Annotated in this window: 18 protein-coding genes; 8 read left to right on the top strand and 10 right to left on the bottom strand. The window is 62.0% G+C overall.

Annotation, left to right across the window (positions count from 1 at the left end):
• Positions 1 to 6 precede the first annotated feature (6 nt).
• Positions 7 to 726: an ankyrin repeat domain-containing protein gene (locus AC6CHO_RS13305; protein WP_498215573.1), complete on the bottom strand. Its 720-nt coding sequence runs from the start codon at positions 724 to 726 to the stop codon at positions 7 to 9.
• Between the two features lie 210 nt (positions 727 to 936).
• Between AC6CHO_RS13305 and AC6CHO_RS13300 the strand changes: the two genes are divergently transcribed.
• From AC6CHO_RS13300 to AC6CHO_RS13290, 3 genes are all read left to right on the top strand, one after another.
• Complete coding sequence (locus AC6CHO_RS13300; protein WP_498215571.1) at positions 937 to 2,079, top strand: sensor histidine kinase; 1,143 nt, start codon at positions 937 to 939, stop codon at positions 2,077 to 2,079.
• Entirely contained in the window at positions 2,076 to 2,702 is a 627-nt protein-coding gene (locus AC6CHO_RS13295) for a response regulator (protein WP_498215569.1), read from the top strand. The genes AC6CHO_RS13300 and AC6CHO_RS13295 overlap by 4 nt, the downstream gene beginning before the upstream one ends.
• A 150-nt stretch (positions 2,703 to 2,852) precedes the next feature.
• The gene (locus AC6CHO_RS13290) at positions 2,853 to 3,401 is read left to right on the top strand and encodes a DUF4822 domain-containing protein (RefSeq protein ID WP_498215567.1); all 549 of its coding nucleotides are present in this window, start codon (positions 2,853 to 2,855) and stop codon (positions 3,399 to 3,401) included.
• Between the two features lie 182 nt (positions 3,402 to 3,583).
• Here the strand turns inward: AC6CHO_RS13290 and AC6CHO_RS13285 are convergent, their stop codons facing one another.
• On the bottom strand, positions 3,584 to 3,799 hold the full coding sequence (locus AC6CHO_RS13285) for a hypothetical protein (protein ID WP_061956111.1): 216 nt from the start codon (positions 3,797 to 3,799) through the stop codon (positions 3,584 to 3,586).
• Positions 3,800 to 3,992: 193 nt separating this feature from the next.
• Between AC6CHO_RS13285 and AC6CHO_RS13280 the strand changes: the two genes are divergently transcribed.
• Entirely contained in the window at positions 3,993 to 4,613 is a 621-nt protein-coding gene (locus tag AC6CHO_RS13280) for a DUF4822 domain-containing protein (protein WP_498215565.1), read from the top strand.
• 231 nt (positions 4,614 to 4,844) lie between these two features.
• Here AC6CHO_RS13280 and AC6CHO_RS13275 read toward each other — a convergent pair whose 3' ends face one another.
• From AC6CHO_RS13275 to AC6CHO_RS13265, 3 genes are all read right to left on the bottom strand, one after another.
• The gene (locus tag AC6CHO_RS13275; RefSeq protein WP_498215563.1) at positions 4,845 to 5,528 is read right to left on the bottom strand and encodes a response regulator; all 684 of its coding nucleotides are present in this window, start codon (positions 5,526 to 5,528) and stop codon (positions 4,845 to 4,847) included.
• A complete protein-coding gene (locus tag AC6CHO_RS13270) occupies positions 5,525 to 7,408 on the bottom strand; it encodes an ATP-binding protein (protein ID WP_498215561.1) in 1,884 nt (627 codons plus the stop codon). The genes AC6CHO_RS13275 and AC6CHO_RS13270 overlap by 4 nt, the downstream gene beginning before the upstream one ends.
• A gap of 80 nt (positions 7,409 to 7,488) precedes the next feature.
• The gene (locus AC6CHO_RS13265) at positions 7,489 to 8,904 is read right to left on the bottom strand and encodes a TrkH family potassium uptake protein (RefSeq protein WP_498215559.1); all 1,416 of its coding nucleotides are present in this window, start codon (positions 8,902 to 8,904) and stop codon (positions 7,489 to 7,491) included.
• A gap of 595 nt (positions 8,905 to 9,499) precedes the next feature.
• Here AC6CHO_RS13265 and AC6CHO_RS13260 point away from each other — a divergent pair.
• Positions 9,500 to 11,311, top strand: coding sequence for an amino acid transporter (locus AC6CHO_RS13260; RefSeq protein ID WP_498215881.1), 1,812 nt, complete (start codon positions 9,500 to 9,502; stop codon positions 11,309 to 11,311).
• A 41-nt stretch (positions 11,312 to 11,352) separates the two neighbouring features.
• Here the strand turns inward: AC6CHO_RS13260 and AC6CHO_RS13255 are convergent, their stop codons facing one another.
• From AC6CHO_RS13255 to AC6CHO_RS13235, 5 genes are all read right to left on the bottom strand, one after another.
• A complete protein-coding gene (locus AC6CHO_RS13255; RefSeq protein ID WP_498215557.1) occupies positions 11,353 to 12,771 on the bottom strand; it encodes an alanine racemase in 1,419 nt (472 codons plus the stop codon).
• Positions 12,771 to 14,363 carry an FAD/NAD(P)-binding protein gene (locus AC6CHO_RS13250; protein ID WP_498215556.1) on the bottom strand — a complete coding sequence of 531 codons (1,593 nt, stop codon included), beginning with the start codon at positions 14,361 to 14,363 and terminating at the stop codon, positions 12,771 to 12,773. The genes AC6CHO_RS13255 and AC6CHO_RS13250 overlap by 1 nt, the downstream gene beginning before the upstream one ends.
• Entirely contained in the window at positions 14,360 to 15,313 is a 954-nt protein-coding gene (locus tag AC6CHO_RS13245; RefSeq protein ID WP_498215555.1) for a pyridoxal-phosphate dependent enzyme, read from the bottom strand. Before AC6CHO_RS13245 ends, AC6CHO_RS13250 begins: the two co-directional genes overlap by 4 nt.
• Positions 15,314 to 15,519: 206 nt before the next feature.
• The gene (locus tag AC6CHO_RS13240; RefSeq protein WP_498215554.1) at positions 15,520 to 16,902 is read right to left on the bottom strand and encodes a purine-cytosine permease family protein; all 1,383 of its coding nucleotides are present in this window, start codon (positions 16,900 to 16,902) and stop codon (positions 15,520 to 15,522) included.
• Positions 16,899 to 17,348 (bottom strand): YybH family protein, encoded by a 450-nt coding sequence (locus tag AC6CHO_RS13235; RefSeq protein WP_498215552.1) that lies wholly within the window; start codon positions 17,346 to 17,348, stop codon positions 16,899 to 16,901. Before AC6CHO_RS13235 ends, AC6CHO_RS13240 begins: the two co-directional genes overlap by 4 nt.
• A 215-nt stretch (positions 17,349 to 17,563) precedes the next feature.
• On the opposite strand from AC6CHO_RS13235, the gene AC6CHO_RS13230 reads away from it, so the two are divergent.
• The 3 genes from AC6CHO_RS13230 to AC6CHO_RS13220 are packed head-to-tail and all read left to right on the top strand — an operon-like array spanning position 17,564 to position 19,777.
• Positions 17,564 to 18,172 carry a helix-turn-helix domain-containing protein gene (locus tag AC6CHO_RS13230; RefSeq protein ID WP_498215550.1) on the top strand — a complete coding sequence of 203 codons (609 nt, stop codon included), beginning with the start codon at positions 17,564 to 17,566 and terminating at the stop codon, positions 18,170 to 18,172.
• On the top strand, positions 18,162 to 18,881 hold the full coding sequence (locus AC6CHO_RS13225; RefSeq protein WP_444661644.1) for a B3/B4 domain-containing protein: 720 nt from the start codon (positions 18,162 to 18,164) through the stop codon (positions 18,879 to 18,881). Before AC6CHO_RS13230 ends, AC6CHO_RS13225 begins: the two co-directional genes overlap by 11 nt.
• The gene (locus AC6CHO_RS13220; RefSeq protein WP_444661643.1) at positions 18,878 to 19,777 is read left to right on the top strand and encodes an EamA family transporter; all 900 of its coding nucleotides are present in this window, start codon (positions 18,878 to 18,880) and stop codon (positions 19,775 to 19,777) included. Before AC6CHO_RS13225 ends, AC6CHO_RS13220 begins: the two co-directional genes overlap by 4 nt.
• Positions 19,778 to 19,829: the final 52 nt, after the last annotated feature.

Raw genomic sequence — 19,829 nt, 5'->3', positions numbered from 1 at the left:
CCGGATCTACCCGTGCGATTCGATGACCTCCGCCAGCTCTTCGAAGCCGAGGCGCCTCGCATTCTCCAACGCGGTGCGGCCCTGCGGGTCCGTGATGTTCGGCTCCGCTCCGGCCTCCAGCAGCAGCCGGACGACTTCTTGCTGGTCCTTTCCCCCGTCGTTGAGCAGCACCGCTTCCTGCATCGCGGTCCAGCCCGGATCATTGACGTGGTCCACCGGAACGCCAGCCTCGATGAGCTTCTTCACCGTTTCAACATGGCCGTGCTCGCTGGCCGGAATGAGCGCCGTCCCGCCATAGCGATTCAGGCTTTTAACGTCCGCTCCGTTCTCCAGCGTTAGCTCCAGGATCTCGTTGAATCCCTCGGCCCCGGCATAGAGAAAGGCCGAATCCTCAAGATCATCCTTGGCATTGACGTCCCCTCCCGCGGAAATCAGCTCCCGCACCAATTCCACGTCATTGCCCTTGGCCGCGCGGATCAGCCGCTGGTCCAGATCTTCCTGTTCCTCGGCGGAGAGACTCGTTTCCGGTGCGGTGGTTTCTGGCGCTGCGGATCCGGCGCTGGACGGTGCCGGAGTAGCCACGGGTTCCGCTTCGGGCGCTGCCATGGAGCACCCGGCGAGAACAGCCAAGCCCGCAAGCGACAGCGCGCCGATGCCCAAGGCCCTTCTTCCAAGCCCCGTTGTCTTGGTCTCCGCGGCAGTTGACGGATCCTGGTTCTTGCTCATGAACACTCCTTGCTGGGGATCTCCAGTAGTCCGGAAAATTTGCTTCCTCCCATCATCCGGCACCACCACTGTCATGGACATCGTCCGATAGGCGATGAAAACCATCCAGAAGGCGGAGCACAAAACCTGTCCCAGGTTCTACCATGGGGAAAGCATCAACATCACGACAAAGGTCTTGCCATTTCTACCGCTATTGCTCCCCCTAAATTCATGCTTGCGCCACGGGCCAACATCGACACCCTGGTGCATGTCGGCTTTGCCGTGCTCATGCTCACCGCGCTCATCCGCTATGTCCTGCGCCATGACCCGGTGGAGAATCTCTGGATCATGGTGCTCGCTGGCGTGGTCTGCGCGCTCTACCTGGTCACCGCATTCCTCGTTAATAGGAAGCACAGGCAGGCTCCCTGGGTCATCGTGCTGGTGGCGGCCGCTTCGGTCCTGGTGCTCCTCGCTCCGAGTTTCGCCTGGTGCTCCTTTGGCTTGTTTTTCCTGTGCCGCCGGACGCTGCACGGATTGGCCGGGTATCTGGCCGGCGGGGTGACCATCCTGGCCGCGGCGTTCAGCTGGTACATGTTCAGCGATGACAGGGACATCGTGATGCTTCTCGGGCCCATCGCCATCGGCGCGATGCTGACCCTGATCTTCGACAGGATGGAACAGGACGCGGCAGAGCAGCGCCGGCTGAACGAAGAGATCTCCAGTGCGCAGCTGCAGCTAGCGGCCAGCGAGCGCCGCGCCGGCATCATCACCGAGCGTGAACGCGTTGCCCGGGAAATCCATGACACCGTGACCCAGGGCCTGGCCAGCAGCCTGCTGCTGCTTGAAGCCGCCAACCGGAACTGGCCAACAACCTCCTCGCAGGATGAGGTCCGCCAGGCCAGCGAATTGCTCCGGCACAATCTCATGGAAACCCGGCGGCTGGTCCATGACCTGGCCTCGCCGGCCTCGGACACCGGTCCGCTGCCCGAGGTGCTCCGCGAAGCCGCGTCCGCCTACGTCCCGAATCTCCAGCTGCATGTCGTTGGCACGGAGCGCCCGGTATCCGCCGAGGTCCGCCATGCCCTGCTGCGCGTGGTGCAAAGCGCCGCTGCCAACGTTAAGCTGCATTCCGGGGCGGATCAGGCCACCGTCACCATCGGCTTCCTCCAGGACACCGTCACCTTGGACATCCATGACAACGGCTGCGGCTTCACCCCGGAAAACATCGAGGCCCCCTCGGAATCCGGTGGCTATGGGCTGCGCGCCATGAGGCAACGCGTGGAACAATTAGGCGGGGAATTCTCGGTGGAAAGCACCCCTGGCACCGGGACCATCATTGCAGCGCAGATCCCCAGCGAGGAGAACTTCTCATGACAACAATTTCGGTGCTCCTGGTCGATGACCATCTGGTGGTCCGCAGCGGGCTCAAGGCGCTGCTGGACACCCAGCCGGATATCGAGGTGATCGCCGAAGCCGACTCCGGCGAGGCCGCCCTCAAGCAGCTTGAAACCCTCGCCCCGGATGTCATTGTCATGGATCTGGCCATGGGCGCGGGCATGGACGGCATCGACGCGATCAAGGAAGTCCGCCAGCGCAACGCCAAGCAGGCGGTGCTGGTGTTCACCACCTATGATTCGGATGCGGATATCGTGCGCGCAGTGGACGCCGGCGCCATGGGCTACCTGCTCAAGGATGCAGCCCCGGAGGAGATCTTCAGCGCCGTGCGCGGCGCCTCCAACGGCAAGAGCGTGATGAGCGCCCCGGTGGCCTCCAAGCTCTTCCGCCGGCTGCGCAACCCCGATGAGGCGCTGACTCCCCGCGAGGCGGAATTGCTCAGCCTGCTTGTCGAGGGGCTTGGCAACAAGGAGCTGAGCCAGCGGCTGTTCATCTCGGAAGCGACGGTCAAGACCCACCTGGCCCATATCTACGCCAAGCTGGGCGTTGAGACGCGGGTCGAGGCAATCACCACCGCCATCCGCCGGGAGGGAATGCGCTAGTGAGCAAGGCGTTGGCGAACTCATCCAGCAGGCCGCAAGGCCCAGCTTGATGGCCGATGTATTCCCTGATTCGAATCGACAAGATTGATTTATCACGATGCCCCACCAGGCATCCGTGCACAACATCTTTTACGAATCGAGGCAGGAAATATGAAGAAGCTCTCCAACACCCCCAAGCTGCTCATGTCGCTGGGCGGAGCATCCTTGGCCATCGGACTGCTGGCCGGTTGCACCGCCGGCGCCGATGCCGGGCAGTCCAACGCAGGCACGACCGCCGAAGCCTCGCAGAGCGTCTCAGCGTCCACCGAGACCATGACCCCGTCCGAGATCCTGTCCTCCACCGCCTGGGAAACCACCGGGGCCACCGATGCGAAGGGCGAGGCAGTCGAGCTTGCCGATGAAAACATCAGCAACTTCGTGGGCAACGCCTACTTCCACGCGGATGGCACTTTCGACATGTACAACTTGGATGACTCGCCCAAGATGCAGGGCGATTGGACCGTCACCGAAGACGGCAAGACCCGCAACATCGTCGCCAAGGATGACGCTGGCAAGGTGTTGTTCACCCGCGATTCGGATATCGTCACGCTGACCGATGAAGAATTCACCTACCGCGTCTTCCCTGACCCAGAGAAGACCGATGTCTACTTCGATATCATCCACGCCCCGACGGATCACGCAGAGCCAACAGCCCCATAGCAAGATTGACCCCGACCAGAAAGCCCGCCGCCCCCCTGATTCCTCCGTGGGGCGGCGGGTTTCTTCGGCTCAATAGCACCCGGTATCGCTTCACCTGCGATTGCCAGCAGGCGTGCTGCATCTGCCCGTCAGGCAGCATAATAGGCCAAGCCGCATGCCCCGGCTGGACCGCACCCCTGGTGCTAGTGCGTTTCTGGGTCTTTGGGCACAGATTCGTGCCAAACCAGGTCTCCTTCTGGATCATGCACGTAGATTTCGCCGGATCCGAGCTCCACGGCCTTGGCGACGGCTTCGTGGTAGGCCTCTGTCCGTGAGCCACACGTTTTCACATGCAGCCCATCCAAAGTGACGGTCCAAAGTTCATCTTTGGCAAGGACGTGAAAATGGTTGGTGCTCATCTGGATCCCTTCATGAATTCGAAATCAGTCTGTCCGCTTTAATATGCCATTCATCTTGTGCTGCAGCTGTGCCTCACAGGTGCTCTCCAGACGTGGGACGCAGCCTCACCGGCCAACTCCCTCCTCCATCAGGCCAAGGAACATAGCCCAACGGGTGATGTGCGCCGATATGGCGATCCGTAATGTTGAAGCCATGAACATTTCACCAATTTCCCGCCGTATCGCCCTGTCCACCGTTGCCGTCGCCGTTGCCGCCGGCGCAGTATTCAGCGTGGCCCCGGCCAACGCCGCACCAGCACCAGCACCAACACAGGCCGGCACCGTTTCCGCCAGCGCATCGGCTTGGCAGGGTCTGACTCCTTCGCAGACCCTGGCTTCAACCCCTTGGAAGACCACCAGCGCCGTAGACCAGGACGGCAACCGCGTAGCCCTGGACAACCCGGCGGTGTCCAGCTTCGTGGGCTGGGCCTACTTCAAGGCCGATGGCACCTACACCATGTACAACCTGGATGACAGCCCGAAGCTCAAGGGCGACTGGACCGTGAACGCCGAAGGCACCGAGCGCTGGATCAACGCCAAAAACGACGCTGGCGATGTGCTGTTCCAGCGTGTTGTCCCGATCACCGAGCTGACCAAGAACGTCTTCACCTACCGCGTATTCCCCAACGTTGCGGACACCAGCGTCTACTACGACATCGTGCACACCAAGACCAACCACGTTGAGCCGGGCACGGATGCCAAGGGTCCAGGCGCCAATGGCCAGGCCAGCCAGGGCCAGGGCGACTACCACTTCAACAACGGCAACCAGCACTAGGCACTGGTTTCTGCTTTCCTGCAAATAGCCAACTGAAAAACTATCGCCGTCCCTGCCAGCTTGCATCAGCTGGCAGGGACGGCGATAGCTATATCCAAAACCGTCCAACGTTGGACGATCCGGCTTGGAATTCCCGATTGGCCGGTTAAACCCACTGGGCTTCCCCGACGCGTGGCACCTTCCTGATAGGAACATCCCGGAGAGGATTCCAGCCTCGCGCCAATCTGCCGCTCACGGCGTGAAGCGGTAGCCCATCCCCAGTTCGGTGAGGAAATAGCGGGGATTCGAGGGCTCGGGTTCCAACTTGTTGCGCAGCTGGGACATGTACACCCGAAGGTAATTCGCTTCCTCGCCATATTCCGGGCCCCAGACTGTGGTCAGCAGCTCGCTGCGGCCAATGAGCCGATGCGGGTTGCTGGCCAGCACCTCCAGCAGCCGCCATTCCAGCCGGGTCAATCGGACCGCTTCCCCTTGAACGCTCACCGAGTGGCTCGACAGATCAATGCGCACCCGCCCATCGGTGGTTTCCACCACGGCCTGCCCTGGATCCGGCAGCGCACGGCGCAGGGCCGCGCGAAGCCGGGCCAGCAGCTCATCCATGGCGAAGGGCTTGGTGACAAAATCATCGGCTCCGCGATCCAGGGCGTCGACCTTGCTATGCGATTCATGCCGGGCCGAGACCACAATGATCGGCACCGTGGACCAGCCGCGGATTCCGTCGATGACATCGGCCCCTTCCAGATCGGGCAGCCCCAGATCCAGCAGCACCACGTCAGGGTGCTCGTCGGCGGCCAGCTGCAGGCATTGCACCCCGGTGGCCGCATGCAGCGCACGATAGCCCCGGGCCTTGAGATTCACCAGCAGGGCGCGGGCGATCTGCGGGTCATCCTCGACAATCAATACGGTAGTGGTCATTCCCTGTCCTCGGATATCGGCAGGCTGAAGACCATGGTGGCCCCGCCGCCTTCGGTGTCCTGCGCTTGGACGTCCCCATCCATGCCAGCGGCAAGTCCCCTCGCGACGGCCAGTCCCAACCCCAGTCCGGTGGTGCTGTTCCGGTCGCCTTGCCTTTGGAAGGGACGGAAAATCCGGTCTTTTTCGGCCTCCGGAACACCGCCACCGTGGTCGATGACTTGGATCTGCACCGCATCGGAGAGCGGCACGGCCCGCAGCTGCAACTGGTTTTCTCCGCCATAGCGCACAGCGTTTTCCAGCAGGTTGGCCAAAACGCGCACGGCCAGGCCATAGTCGGCACTGACCCGAGGGCAACCGCCTGGAATCTGCAGCTGGATGTGCGAAGGACGAAGCAGCCCGGCCACGTCGCGCAGGGCCGAAGCGACGAGGTCTTCGACTTGGATGGGACTACGATGCACCACCAGTTCACCGGCTTGGATGCGGCTCATGCTCAGCAAGTCCTCAATCCGCTCACTGAGCTGATCAGCCGATTCCTCGATGGTCGCGAGCAAGTCCGCGGTGTCTTGTTCGCTGAGCACCACATCCTGCATCCGCAGGCTCGAGGCGGAAGCCTTGATCCCTGACAGCGGAGTGCGCAAGTCGTGGGATACCGCGGCAAGCAAGGCGGTGCGCATCGCGTTGCCGGCGGCCAGTTCCTGGGACTTCAGCCGCGCTTCGGCCAATTGCCGTTGCTGCAGCACCGCCGAGATGCGGCCGGCAAATGCTTCAAAGATTCCCTGGTCAGAGGGCTCCCGCGGATTTCCGTCGATGAGCAGCACATGCTCCTGATCCACCGTGACGGCATAGTCGCTGGAGTGCGTCCCTTCCGGCGGCGTACCGGCCGAGGCTACGGTGCGGTGCGAAGGCGCGGATTTGGTACCGCGGTTGACCAGTGCAACTCCGCGCAGCTGGTAGGAACGGCAGACCCATTCAAGCAGTGCGGATACGCTCAATCCTTCGCGGATCACTCCGGCAGAAAGCTCGAAGAGGGTGTCAGCCTGGTGCCGCGCTTGGCCTGCCTCGGCGGTGCGCCTCGCCTCGACGTCGACTACCCGGGCCACACCGGCCGCGACGACGAGGAACAGCACCAGAGCCAGAATGTTAAATGGCTCATGGATATGCCATTGCCCTGTGGGCGGGGTGAAAAACCAGTTCAGGATGGCGGTGCTGAGCAGGGCTGCTGTCAGTGCGGGCCACCATCCGCCGAGCAAGGCCACGAAGACGACGAGGGTGAGCTGGCACAGGAAGTTGAGGGTCAGCAGTTCATTTTCCAGGCCACCGAGGAGGAATCCGGCGGCGAGCAGAAGCGGACCGGTAAGCGCCAAAAGCCAGCCGAGGACCCGACGCGTTGTGCCCAGCCGATGATGGCCGCCCAAGCGGTTTCGTGCGGGCCGGGGTTCTCTGCCTGGCTGGGCCGGGACGGGAATGATCAGGATGCTGGGATCAGTTGGCTCGGCAGCTTGCTCCAGCAACAACAGCGACACCGTATTGGCCGGGCGCTTGCCCCTGCTGGCGGGAAGCGGCGCGCCAACGATGAGGTGCGTGGCCTGGGTGCTCCGGGCGAAGCCGAGCAGCGCCTCGCCGATGTCCTGGCCGAGCACCATATGCCAGCTGGCGCCGGAGCTTTCGGCCACGGTGCGCAGCCGGGCCAGTTCGGTGTCCTGCGCCGCCGGGTTCGTCCCGACTCCGCGCTGCGGGACATGGACCGCCATCACTTCGGAGCCCGGCATCAGCGCCGCCTCGCGCAGCGCGCGGCGCAGCAGCTGCCCGGATCCGGCATGGCCCGAGAGCGCCACGATCAGAAGGGGATGGACCTGCGGCCCGGTGTTCGGCACGTCCATGCTGCTCCTTGCGCGTTCGGTTCCTGGCCGGTACCAAGTGATCGTACCGGAATCAGGGCAGCGGCGGGCATGCGGCACCATCAGCCGATGACCGGCTGTTCTTCAGGCAGCTTGAACAGCAGCCGCCGGTGGCGCAGGGCCAGTGCCGCGGCAGCCGAGACGATCCCGACACGGCCGATGAACATGAGGCCGATGAGAACCCATTGCGCCGCCGTGCCCAGATCCGCGGTGATGCCCATGGACACACCTACCGTGGCGAAGGCCGAGATGCACTCGAAGAGGACCTCTTGCATCGAGTGCTCGGTGAGCACCAGCAGGGCCAGCGTGCCGGTCACCACCGCGCCCAGGCCCAGCAGCGCGACGGACAGGGCCTGGCGCTGGATCGCCGGGCCGATGGCTCGGCGGCCCACGGTGATCTGGTCATGGCCGCGAGCTTCGCTCCACACCGCGAAGGCCAGCACCAGGAAGGTGCTGATCTTGATGCCGCCGGCGGTGCTGGCGCTTCCGCCGCCGATGAACATCAGCACTTCAGTGACCAGCAGCGATTCGGGGGAAGCCTGCCCGTAGTCGATGTTGTTGAAGCCCGCGGTGCGCGGGAAGACGCTGAGCCCGAGCACCCCGAGCGCCTTTCCCCCGGGGGACAGGTTCCCCAAGGTCTCGGCCCGGTTCCACTCGAACAGGCCCAGCAGCAGCGCGCCGACGGAGAGCAGGACGATGCTGCCCCAGACCGTCAGCGTGGTGTGCACGGACCAGCTCTTCTTCACGCCGTTGCCGCGCAGCAGTTCGTGGATCACCGGGAAGCCCAATCCGCCCAGAACCACGGCTGTGCACAGCGGCACCATGATCCATGGATCACTGGCATGGCTGATCAGGCTATCGCTGAAGAGGGCGAATCCGGCGTTGTTGAAGGCGGAGACCGAATGGAAGATGCCGCCCCAGATGGCCCCGGCCGGATCGCTGGGGGCGAGGGCCCAGAAGCGTCCCGCCAGCACGAGGGCGATGGCCGCTTCGATGGCGAAGGTGGTTTTCGCGACGAAGACGAGCACCCGGCGCACATCGCCCAGGTTCATCGCCTGCGCTTCGGAGGCAGCCACCAGCTGCGTGCGCAATCCCAGATGCTTGCGGATCAGCAGCGCGAGCAGTGAGCTGAGGGTCATGATGCCAAAGCCGCCCACCTGGATCAGGGCCAGGATGATCCCCTGCCCTATCGGGGTCCAGTAGGTGGGGGTATCCACGGTGACCAGGCCGGTGACGCAGACAGCGGACACCGCGGTGAACACGGCCGGCATGAATTCCGTGGCCTCGGGATCAACGCGCGAGATCGGCAGCAGCAGCAAGAGGGTGCCGAGGGCGATCGCGGCCAGGAATCCCAGCGGCACCATGCGGACCGGATTATCCCTCAGGGACTTGCCCAGAGGTCCGGCGAGGTTGCTGAGCACCCGGTTGGCGTTGCCCGGATGCTGGGCCTTCATGAACACGATGTGCTCCACCTTCATGCGACTGCAGAAATCGACGGTACCGGAGTGGACCGCTATGTTCCCATTGCACACCCCTGGGCCGGGGTGCGGACCGGCTCTTAATGCTGCCTTAACGCGGCCCGGAGCAATCTTGATGGCCTCTTCACACCATCGCCCGCAGTGTGCCGAAAGACACGTCCGGCCTCGCGGAATACCGTAGGTTGCCAGCCGTGCAGCGAATGTCGCTTTCACCCAGGGAACACCGTGCTTCAGCCAATCATCTTTACTTTATAAATCCAGGCAAATAGCTATTTTCATTTGAATACTTCCATCATTCAATCCCTCGGACGGAGTAGAATCCACTCTCCCGGGCTGGGCCGCTGGCTTCGCAGTAAACTGGCGAAACTCCTAGCTGACAAGGGAACTAAAAAATTTTGCTACCAGGTGACGCTTTCCTGCAATTTCGGGCGTACCGTTCATCTTCGTGAACACAACAATTGCGTCGGCCCCAGGGCCGCAAAAGGCATCGGCCAGCACCGTGCCATCACGTGTGCGCCGATGGCTGACGGACAGCTCCGTCGGCCAGGAAGACCCCAACGCCGAGAATCGGCAGGGCGCTAAATGGTGGCAGGTCATGTGCCTCTCGGGCCTGGACTACTTCTCCACGCTCGGCTACCAGCCGGCCATTGCCGCGCTAGCTGCCGGGGCGCTGGCACCCTTTGCCACCTTGATCCTGGTGGCCGTCACCTTGGGCGCAGCGCTGCCGGTGTACCGCAGGGTGGCCCAGGAATCCCCGCATGGCCAGGGTTCCATCGCCATGCTCGAACGCCTCATGCCGCACTGGAAGGGCAAGGTCTTCGTCCTGGTCCTCTTGGGATTCGCGGCCACCGACTTCATGATCACCGCCACCCTCTCGGCTGCGGATGCCTCGGCGCACCTGATCGAGAACCCGTTCACCCCAGAGTGGTTCACCGGCAAAGAGGTGCCCATCACCCTCGTTTTGCTGATCCTGCTCGGCGCGCTGTTCCTGCGCGGCTTCACGGAAGTCATCTGGATCGCCGTGACCCTGGTGTTCTCCTTCCTGGCATTGAACCTGGTGATCATCCTCGTCTCGGCCGCCAGCATCATGGGCCATCCTCTCGTCATCTCGAACTGGATGGATTCGCTGTTCACCGCGCATGGGGACCCGATCATGATGCTATTGGTCTGCCTGATCGTGTTCCCCAAGCTCGCGCTGGGACTCTCAGGTTTCGAGACCGGCGTTGCCGTGATGCCGCAGATTTCCAAGGCACCCGGCGATACCGAGGAAAACCCTGCGGGCAGGATCAAGGGCGCCAAGAAGCTGCTGGCCACGGCGGCACTGATCATGAGCGGCTTCCTGGTCCTTTCCTCCATCGTGACCACCATCTTGATCCCCGCCCAGGAATTCCAGCCGGGCGGCGAGGCCAATGGCCGCGCCCTGTCCTGGCTGGCCCACCATCTGATGGGTGATGCCTTTGGCACCGTCTACGACATCTCGACCATTCTCATCCTGTGGTTTGCCGGGGCTTCGGCGCTCGCCGGGTTGCTGAACCTGATTCCCCGCTACCTGCCGCGCTTCGGCATGGCCCCGGCCTGGGCCAGCGCGGTGCGCCCCCTGGTCCTGGTGGTCGTCATGGTGGCGCTGGGCATCACTGTCCATTTCAAGGCCAGCGTCGACGCGCAGGGTGCCGCCTACGCCACCGGTGTCCTGGTGCTGATGAGTTCCGCGGCCATCGCAGTGACCATCTCGGCCCGGCGCCACGGCGAGAAAGGCAAAACTGTTCTCTTTGGCGCCGCCAGCCTGGTCTTCGTCTACACGACCATTGCCAACTGCGTAGAGCGTCCTGATGGGTTGAAGATTGCCGCCTTCTTCATCGCCGCGGTGCTCCTGGTTTCCTTGCTGTCCAGGTTCCGCCGCTCCACCGAGCTTCGCGCCACCTCAGTGAGGTTTGATGACTGCGCCGTGGATATCATCCACAAGGCCAGCAGCGCCGGAATGCTGCGGCTGATTGCCCATGAGCCGGTGAAGATTTCCAGGCGGCGCTACCTGCATAAGCATCAGCATGCGATCTTGGCCAGCCATATCCCGCAGCGCGCCCCGGTGGTGTTCCTGGAAATCAAGGTCAGCGACTACTCGGACTTCGCGCAGGATATCGAGGTCCGCGGCATCACCCGCCATGGCCAGTGGATCCTCGAAGCCACGGCACCCTCGGTCTCGACGTCCATCGCGGCCATTGCCATGGCTATTCGCGACCACTACGAGGTGATGCCGCACATCTACTTCCGCTGGACCGAAGGAAATCCGCTGTTGAACCTCGCCAAGTTCATCTTCCTGGGACAGGGAGAGATCGCCCCGCTGACCCGCGAGGTACTGCGCGAGGCGGAACCGAACCTGCAACGCCGCCCGTGGGTCCACGTGGGATAAGGCTCCTGCGGATGCCGCTGCCCCGGCCCGCCCGGTGCCGGCTACCTCAAGCCGGCACCGATCTGGTCGATGTCATCGAGTACTGCTTGGCGGCCCTCCAGCCGCACGTTCTTGGCAAGCGGCAGCTGGTGCGATGCGCTCTCGATGATGTGCATCAGGTATCCCCCGGTATTGGGAAAAGCGATGATGTCGCCTTTGGACACGCCCTGCGGGAACTCGAAGCGCCGGCGCAGGATCACCTCCTCTTCAATGCAGTACGCGCCCACGAGGAAGCCGCTGTACGGCGAGCGCCCTTGCGCATGCCGGCCAGAACCCGTGACGAGGATCGGGTCAACCAGGAAGTCCGCACCGGCGGAACGGCACTGTGTGCGGTTCATATGGAGCCCCACCAGGCTCACCCCGTCGCTGCGCTGTTTGGTGAATGCGACCTCGGACAAGGTCAGCCCGCTGCCATCAAGCAGTGAACGGCCCGGCTCGCAGCGCAATTGGATCCCCCGGGCTCTTAGCATTTGGGCAATGCTCTGCGTTCCATCGGCACTGCGGGCAGCGAGGATCTGTTCAAGCCACGGGCCGCGAATCAGCTGCTGGTGATAGGGATACAGGGCAGTGCTGGGCTGCGGCCCGGTGGCGCCCAGCCGGTCGGATTTCCAGGTGAGGGATTCATCGCCTTCGGGCAGTTCGGCAAGGGCCTGCCAGAATCCGTTCCACTGGTTCGAATCATCAAGATACGACATGGGAATTCCGCCGCCCATGTCCACGAATTTCACTGGGTGCCCCAGCTGCCCCAGGGCATCGGCAAATTCCAAGGCCTCTTGAAGGACTACTGCACGCTGCTCGCCGCTGTAGCCGTTGAGGTGGAAGTGCACGCCGGTGACGCTGATGGCCTCGGGGTGATCCAGCTCGGCGAAAAAATCCAGCCACGTCTGCGCCGATAGCCCAAATCTGGTGGGAGGAATCTGAGGGCTGCTGGAGGCCAGACGCAAGGCCACCGGGACCGATTTTCCCCCCGGTTTGGCCATCTCCAGCAACTGAAGCGCTTCATCGGTGTTGTCCAGGATCAGCACGACGTGATGCTCCACCGCCAGCTGGAGCAGGGCTCTGGATTTCACCGCGGCGGTGACAATCAGCGATTCCGGGCTGACTCCACGCTGCAGGCATTGCTCCAGCTCGTGGAAGCTTGCCACGTCCACGCCGCAGCCTTCGGCCATGGCCTTGTCGATGGCCCCCAGGGTCTTGTTGGCCTTGCGTGCCAAATAAATCTGGAAGTCAACGCCATGTCCGGCGGCGGCATCACGCAGCTGCGCGATGTTCCGGCCCATGGCCGAGTAATCATGGACGTTCAGCGGGGATCCGAAGTCACAGAGCAATTCCTTGCACAGCTGCGGATCCTCCACCAGGTTCTTCATCCATGGTTCCAAGCGGGCGGTCAGGGGCAAGGTTCCGTGCATCAACGGTGGCATTAATAAGCTACTTTCCGGTTTCGAGCGTTCACTTGCGCAATGATGCGCTGGGACCAGCCCCGGTATTCCGGGTGCAGCGCCCTGTTCAAGGTGTCATGGCCCAGGGTGGGGTCTTCGGTGGGGCGTCCCAGCGCTGCCAAGGATTCATTGCGTGATCCTTCGGCAGTGATACAGGTTCCGTCGGTGTCCGTGAGCAGTCCGCGCTCGCCGGGCCTGATCTTGATCTGGCCGGACCGGAGCAAGCCCCTGATCAATTCTCTGGTGGGCTCCCCCTGGGGGCATGGACCGGAGAGCACCCCGGCAGGAGCTGTCACGGCATCGATTTTTATGGATTCCCCGGCTTCGCCGTAGCCGGCCCGTTCTTGACGGAGCATTCCTGCCTCGTGCAAGGCCAGCAGTTTCTGGGCGGTGGGCGCCGGCGGTCCGAAGGCCATGCGTTCGAGGTTCACGGCCGCCGCATTGAACTCCTTGCGGTCCTGCGGGTCCCACTGGAATCTTGCCAGCGATACGACGAGTTCCGAATAGAGGCCGGACCAGACCACGGCCCACACCCATTCCTGGGAATGGGGATTTCGTCCATGGTGCGCGTCAAGGCTGTACCGGATCTGCTCGAAGGGGTTGGCCTGGGTGGCGAACTGGTCCGATCTTCCCATCCTCACGGTGTGCGCCAAGGATTCTTCGCTGGCCGCAACCTGCGTCGCATCAGCAATGTCGATGGCGCAGTCCAGCAGGATGCGCCACATCTGCCCAATCTCCCGCGTGCCACTGCTTCCCCACTGGCGCAGTTGCAGCTTGTAGCTATCGAGAATTCGCTGCGCCGTGGAGTCAATGTCCTGTGGTTTCGGTGTCATGGGAATGCCGTGCCGCGAGATCATGGTGATCAGCCGTGGCTCATCACCGCTGGGCACATATTTCAAGGCATCCGGTGAACCGCCTGCCAGGGGCTCCCAGCGCCCGCCGCGCCCCTCGGTCAAGACCATGGCCACGTCGTAGGCGGTCAGCGCGGCACCGCGGATCTGAACTGCGGCTCCGGCTGGCACTTTCCGCGTGGCCTGCGCTGATTGCTCGACGGTCAGTTCCGCGGCCGGGATCATGCCGTGCAGCGCTTCGCGCCCAGCTCCTGCCAGGCCATGGCCGGTAGCCAAGACCACTTCGTCATATAGGACGCTGCCGGTGCTGGTGGCTACCCGCCATTGTTCCCCGTGGCGTTCCACGTGTTCCACCGCCAATGCCCGATGCGCTACTGGCAGCGTTCCCTGCCGAGCCAAAAGCCTGAATTGTTCGCTGAGGTATTCGCCGACCAGGGCCCTTGGCGGGAAGGCATCGTGGCTGCTTGCCGCTGATTCCTGCGCTCGATAGCCGTTGAACGTCTGGGCGCAAAGGCTGGAAGAGGCGTCGATAATGCGCGAGTTGACATTCAATCTCAGTTCCCGGGGCTGCCCGGTATTCCATACCCGTCCCGCGCCCGGCGGGTACGGGTCATACACATCAACCTGCACCAGCCCGGCGACATCGCCGGTGAGCGCATCATTGAGTTCCAGCAGCGCGAACAGGCACTTCGGCCCTCCGCCAATCATCGCTATGCGAATCATCGGGCGGCATCACCTTCCAGCAACTGGGTGTCCACCTGTTCCGGAGTTTCCCCCAGGTTCTCCTGGACCCATTCATCGTTGTAGACGCTATGCAGATAGGGAACCCCGGAATCGTGGACGAGGAAGGCCGCGCGCGATCCTGCGGGCAGCTCGGGCAGCACCTGGCCCATAGCGGCGACAATCGCCCCGGTGGAGGCACCGGCCAAAATGCCCTCGCGCCGGGCCAGCAGCCGGCAGCCGCGCACCATGTCGATTTCGCGGATCCTGCAGATGCGGTCCGGTTCCACCTGCAGGGACAGCTCGGGAATGATGCCCGCCCCCAGGCCTGGCAAGCGGCGGTTCCCGGCTTCCCCGCCGAAGAGCACCGAGCCCAGCGCGTCCACTGCCACAAGCTTCGTTGGCAGGCGGTGCTCCCTGAGGTAATTCTGGCACCCGAGGATCGTTCCGGTGGTGCTGGTCGCGATGAACAGCATGTCCAGGTCCCCATCCAGCGCTTCCATGATTTCCGGCATGGTCGAGGAATGATGGGCTTCGGGATTGCGCTCGGATCCGTACTGGTTTGTTGTCACGGCACCGGGGTTATCGGCCAGCAGCTGCGCAACCCGCTGGCGCCGCGCGGCCAGCCGGTTGCCGTCGGCCGGGTCCCGGACGAGATCCACTGTGGCCCCGTAGGCCCGCATGATCTCCACGGCCGACTGATTGGCCTTTTCATCCACGACGGCCACGAATTCGATGCCCCTTACGATGCATTGGCGCGCCAGCGAGATGCCCAGGTTCCCGGAGGTGGATTCCACCACCATGCCGCCGGGCTCCAGCTGGCCCGAATCCAGGAAAGAAGTAATCAGGTTCTCGGCGGTGCGTTCCTTGGTGCTGCCCGAAAGCTGCAGCGAATCCAGCTTGGCGAAAAGCTCGATTCCGCTGGCGTGGAATAGACGCTCGAGTTTCACCATGGGTGATTTGAAGGGCGTCAAGGCACCGGAAATTTCCATAGTTGCTGCTCCCATTCCTGCGACGAAAACATGGTTGACGGTACTCGTCTTGCCAGTAATTACAGGCTTGATTTGTCCCGTTTATCGCCAGTCTATGTGCAGAATTCCAAGGGCATCACTCGGGCCGGAAATTCACATGCAAAGTCCAGATTCTGTCCTCGCCTCCTTCAGCGCGCTTCCTGGGAGGCGCTTGGAACCAGATGCTCGTGGGCTGCCAGCGGGCCCCGTTCACGCCGGTTCCAGGACAGGCCGAGATAGAGCAGGAAACTGACCGCAAAGCAGGGAAGGGTGGCGCCAATGGGGCTTGGGAAGAGATAGGTGAGCAGGTAGGCGACCAGTGCTCCAGCCACCCACACGGCCACGGCAATCCAATTTACCCCGTCGCGGTACCAATAGGATCCCCCGCTGTGGCGCAGGATGTCCCGGGTGTAGCGGGCACGCTTGAGCAGGTAGTAATCGACAATCATGATGGCGAAGACCGGGACGAAAAATGCCCCGATGAGCGTCAGGAAGTCGGTGAACTGGTCCAGCAATGCCAGCCACGTGGCTCCAAGGATGGATATTGCGCCAACTACCAAGGCGGTGGCCAGGAATGGCAGTTTACGTTCGGGCCGAGAATTGACCACTGAAGTGATCATTCCGTAGACAGCCATCGTGTTGGTCGCCATGACCGAAAGGAAGATTGCGATGGCCAGCGGGGCGCCAAAAGCTTCAACAAGAATCGTCGGGTCAAATTCTGTAGCTTCACCGCCGGAGAGAATGACGTACCCAATGGCGGTGGCGCCAAGGATCATTGCCAAGACCGTCGAAAGGGTATAGCCGATACCTGCGCCCGCAATGCTGGCGCGCGTAGTGCGGGCCATCCGGTTGATATCCGCCGAAAGCACGGTCCACGAAATCGCGGTGGCGATGACAATGTCCAGCACGATGAAGGGCGTGTAGCCCAACGAAGCGTCGGCAGGGATTGCAGCGAACTCCGCCGGGTCAAATTTGCCGAAGGCCATGGCGAAGACGTAGGCCATAATGGCCAAGATCAGCACAGCGAGCCATGGTTCGACACGTGAAATGCCTTCATGCCCAAAGAGCGCCAGCGTAACCACGAATATTTGGCAGATGACGGAGAACAGGACCGGGTTGCTGAAACCGGTGGTTGAGGCAACCAGGTAGTTGACGGTGACGCCCGCCAGCATGGCTTGCACCCAGCTCCAACCCATCAGGACGATGACGTTGGCCGCGACGGGTAGGAGGCTGCCTCTGGTTCCGAAGGCTCCACGGGTTATGGCCATTGTGGGCAATCCGGTGCGTGTTCCGATATTGCCAACAAGCACCAAGATGACCGCACCGATCAGGGTACCGGCCACAATCATGATCAGCGCAAGACTGAAATTGAGTCCTGGGACAAAGAAGGTTCCGGTCAGCAGCGTGGTCACCACGAGGTTCGCGGCCAGCCAGATCATGCCGATGCGTCCAGCACCAAGCTGCCCGCGGATAGGTCCCGAGTTTTCCGCCCCGGCTTCCAGTTTCGATTCAGCTTTGCGATAGAGATTCATGCGTTTTCACCATTCGTTTCAGAGGCTGCTTCTTCTGGAACGGTGGAAAGGTGTTCATGGATAGCGATAAGTGACCCATCTGCTTCTTGCCGGAAAACGATGGTTTCACGCTCCACGTATGAATCAGTGGCGATGTTTTCTGGATCGGTGCCGGTTTTGATTTCGGTGGCTACGGTATGGCTGAAGATTGCACCGCCGGCAAAGACCTGGACCAGTTGATCCGAGGATTGGCAGCCGATGACCTGCCAGCCCTCAACTAACCAGCTGTTCCACAACTCTTCGTATTCAGCCCGGTTTTCAAGTCGGGAAGATTCAGGATGGAAGATGAACGAGGCATCGGGCGCGAAGAGTGAAAAATACTCTTGTGTATTGGTCGCAGCGAAGGCGTCCACGATCTTATTCGCGACGCCCAGGACATCTTGCTCTGAAGGTATGACGGTGCTCAACGATTCTCCCAAGGCTGAGGCCCACTTTCGGACACTGCGGGACGGGCATACGGCGTGAAATGGATTACCTATATGCATTTTTTGTTTACCCTAGGTGATCCACCGCAGAGGGTCAATGGGTATGATCCATGTGACGCGGGCCGGAACGCACGTGCCAAGGCCTGTAACATTTCAAGAAGATAGACAATGCACTTTCAGTGCAATATGATGCACTCATGGAAACTAGTGCGGAATTACTTGCCCAGACCATCGGCGCGCGGGTCAAAAGCGAACGCAAAAAACATGAATGGACGCTTGATCAGCTGGCAGAACAGGCAGGCATCAGCCGGCGCATGCTGATCAACGTTGAGCAAGGTACGGCCAACGCCAGTATCAGCATGCTGCTCAAGCTTTCCGATGCACTTGGCCTCGGACTGCCCGCACTAGTGGAACCACCTGAATCACGACGCTCGAAAGTTACTCGCGCTGGCGAGGGAGCCACGTTGTGGACTGGCGAGAACGGTGGACGCGGAACACTGGTGGCCGGCACCGATGCCCCGGAAGTCGTAGAACTCTGGGACTGGACCTTGGCATCCGGCGAGCGCCACGAAAGTGAAGCCCATGCCGAGGGGACCCGTGAGTTGCTCTACCTGCTCAAAGGATCCATCACCGTTGAAGTTGATGGTGAAGCCCATGAACTCAAGTCCGGCGATGCCATCTCCTTTGATGGCGACGTCGCCCACTCCTACGCAAACAGCCACAATACACCGGCCACCTTCAGCCTCTGCGTCTACGAACCAGGCGTAGGCCACACCCATAAGTCGGAGAACACCAATGCCAAATAACCTGACCCCCACCGAGTTCCTTTATGGCTGCTCCATCGGACCGGCCGTCCTGGAGCTCCGCCCGGACTACCGCGCCCTGCTGCTGGTTGTTGAAGGCATCAACCCACAGGCAAAGGCAGATATTGCCGATGATCTCATCCGCCGCGCCGAAGCGCACGCCACAGCGCTTCTTGCTGAAACTCCGGTAGATCAGCTACCGCAGATCAGTGCTTGGCGTGAAACGTACCGGGCTTTCGGGGCCAAGCCTCAGCGAACCCGCAACAGTCTGGAAGCACTCACCCGCCGCGCTGCCGCAGGACTGCCACGCGTGAATGCCCTCACCGACATCTACAACGCTATTTCCGTGCTCCACCAGATCCCTCTGGGCGGCGAAGACTTTGATCTCTACGAGGGTCCAGCCCAGCTCAGTCGAGCTACCGGCGATGAAGCTTTTGATACGACTGCCGGCGGTGAAACGGTCATCGAAAACCCCGACGCCGGCGAAGTGATCTGGCGCGATGGCTCCGGGGTGACCTGCCGCCGCTGGAACTGGCGCCAAGGCAAGCGCACCGCCCTCTCCGAGAACACCGCAACCGCGTTCTTCATCCTGGATGCCCTGGCACCGATGACCAATGAAGAACTAGAAGCCGCCGGTGAAGCCCTAAGCCACGCGCTGGAATCCTTGGGTACCGATGTGCAGGTTTCCAAGCGAATGGTAGGCGCTCAGTGAACGCTCGCTCTTCGCTGCACGGCGTCCCGCCGTGGACTTTAGCGATCACCGCCATGCTGGCGGTTCAGCTTTCTAACGCTACGTCGGTCTTCGTGATCGGACAGGTTGGCGCAGGCGGAACAGCCTGGCTGCGCATGTGCTTTGGCGTTCTCTTTTTATGGATTATTGCTCGTCCCAACCTGCGCTCTATCCGCAAGAAGGATATCCCTGCACTCATCGTTCTCGGTGTCGTGACCGGCTACATGACTGCGCTCTTCCTTGAAGCCGTGGACCGCATTCCTTTAGGCACTGCCGTGTCCATCGAGTTCCTCGGACCGCTAACGGTCGCCGGACTCATGAGCAAGAACCGTAAGGCGCTGGTCTGGCCGGCTTTGGCCATCCTCGGCGTGGTACTGCTGACCGAACCGTGGCACGGGAAAATCGACGGGGTTGGCGTGCTGTTTGCACTGGGAGCGGGAATTTGCTGGGGTTCGTACAACATCCTGACACAGCATGTCGGGGACCGTTTCTCTGGCATCAGCGGACTGTCCTTGACCATCCCCGTTGCGGCGATCGCCACTATGCCGGTGGGCTTGCATCAGGTCATCAGCCACGATTTCGCGTGGTGGACCCTTCCTGCTGCTGCGGGCATTGCCTTGATCACTCCGGTCATCGCCTTTGGATTGGAAATGCTCGCGCTCAAGCGGATGACTCATACGGCCTTTGGCACCTTGTTGTCCGTTGAACCCGCGTTCGGTGTCCTTATCGGCTTGCTGATCCTGTCCCAGACGCCAACGTGGTTCCAAGCCCTTGGCATCATCGTCGTCATTGCCGCTGGCGCCGGGGCTCAGCGCGGTGGTCGGCGCAGGAGTCACGAACTCCCGCTCACCGACCTGCCTCTAAAAACACAGAAGTAATCCCGTGCCGCCTCACAGCCGCAGATAAAGCTATTGCCCAGGATCCGGTAGA

Source organism: Glutamicibacter sp. GQ173 (assembly GCF_059759215.1).
The sequence above is the reverse complement of the archived record's forward strand: the minus strand, read 5'-3'. Positions and strand labels throughout refer to the sequence as shown.

Bases quoted from the DNA above. Each gene is read 5' to 3' on its own strand.
- AC6CHO_RS13305 (WP_498215573.1), bottom strand. From the start codon at position 726: ATGAGCAAGAACCAGGATCCGTCAACTGCCGCGGAGACCAAGACAACG.
- AC6CHO_RS13300 (WP_498215571.1), top strand. From the start codon at position 937: ATGCTTGCGCCACGGGCCAACATCGACACCCTGGTGCATGTCGGCTTT.
- AC6CHO_RS13295 (WP_498215569.1), top strand. From the start codon at position 2,076: ATGACAACAATTTCGGTGCTCCTGGTCGATGACCATCTGGTGGTCCGC.
- AC6CHO_RS13290 (WP_498215567.1), top strand. From the start codon at position 2,853: ATGAAGAAGCTCTCCAACACCCCCAAGCTGCTCATGTCGCTGGGCGGA.
- AC6CHO_RS13285 (WP_061956111.1), bottom strand. From the start codon at position 3,799: ATGAGCACCAACCATTTTCACGTCCTTGCCAAAGATGAACTTTGGACC.
- AC6CHO_RS13280 (WP_498215565.1), top strand. From the start codon at position 3,993: ATGAACATTTCACCAATTTCCCGCCGTATCGCCCTGTCCACCGTTGCC.
- AC6CHO_RS13275 (WP_498215563.1), bottom strand. From the start codon at position 5,528: ATGACCACTACCGTATTGATTGTCGAGGATGACCCGCAGATCGCCCGC.
- AC6CHO_RS13270 (WP_498215561.1), bottom strand. From the start codon at position 7,408: ATGGACGTGCCGAACACCGGGCCGCAGGTCCATCCCCTTCTGATCGTG.
- AC6CHO_RS13265 (WP_498215559.1), bottom strand. From the start codon at position 8,904: ATGAAGGTGGAGCACATCGTGTTCATGAAGGCCCAGCATCCGGGCAAC.
- AC6CHO_RS13260 (WP_498215881.1), top strand. From the start codon at position 9,500: ATGTGCCTCTCGGGCCTGGACTACTTCTCCACGCTCGGCTACCAGCCG.
- AC6CHO_RS13255 (WP_498215557.1), bottom strand. From the start codon at position 12,771: ATGCCACCGTTGATGCACGGAACCTTGCCCCTGACCGCCCGCTTGGAA.
- AC6CHO_RS13250 (WP_498215556.1), bottom strand. From the start codon at position 14,363: ATGATTCGCATAGCGATGATTGGCGGAGGGCCGAAGTGCCTGTTCGCG.
- AC6CHO_RS13245 (WP_498215555.1), bottom strand. From the start codon at position 15,313: ATGGTGAAACTCGAGCGTCTATTCCACGCCAGCGGAATCGAGCTTTTC.
- AC6CHO_RS13240 (WP_498215554.1), bottom strand. From the start codon at position 16,902: ATGAATCTCTATCGCAAAGCTGAATCGAAACTGGAAGCCGGGGCGGAA.
- AC6CHO_RS13230 (WP_498215550.1), top strand. From the start codon at position 17,564: ATGGAAACTAGTGCGGAATTACTTGCCCAGACCATCGGCGCGCGGGTC.
- AC6CHO_RS13225 (WP_444661644.1), top strand. From the start codon at position 18,162: ATGCCAAATAACCTGACCCCCACCGAGTTCCTTTATGGCTGCTCCATC.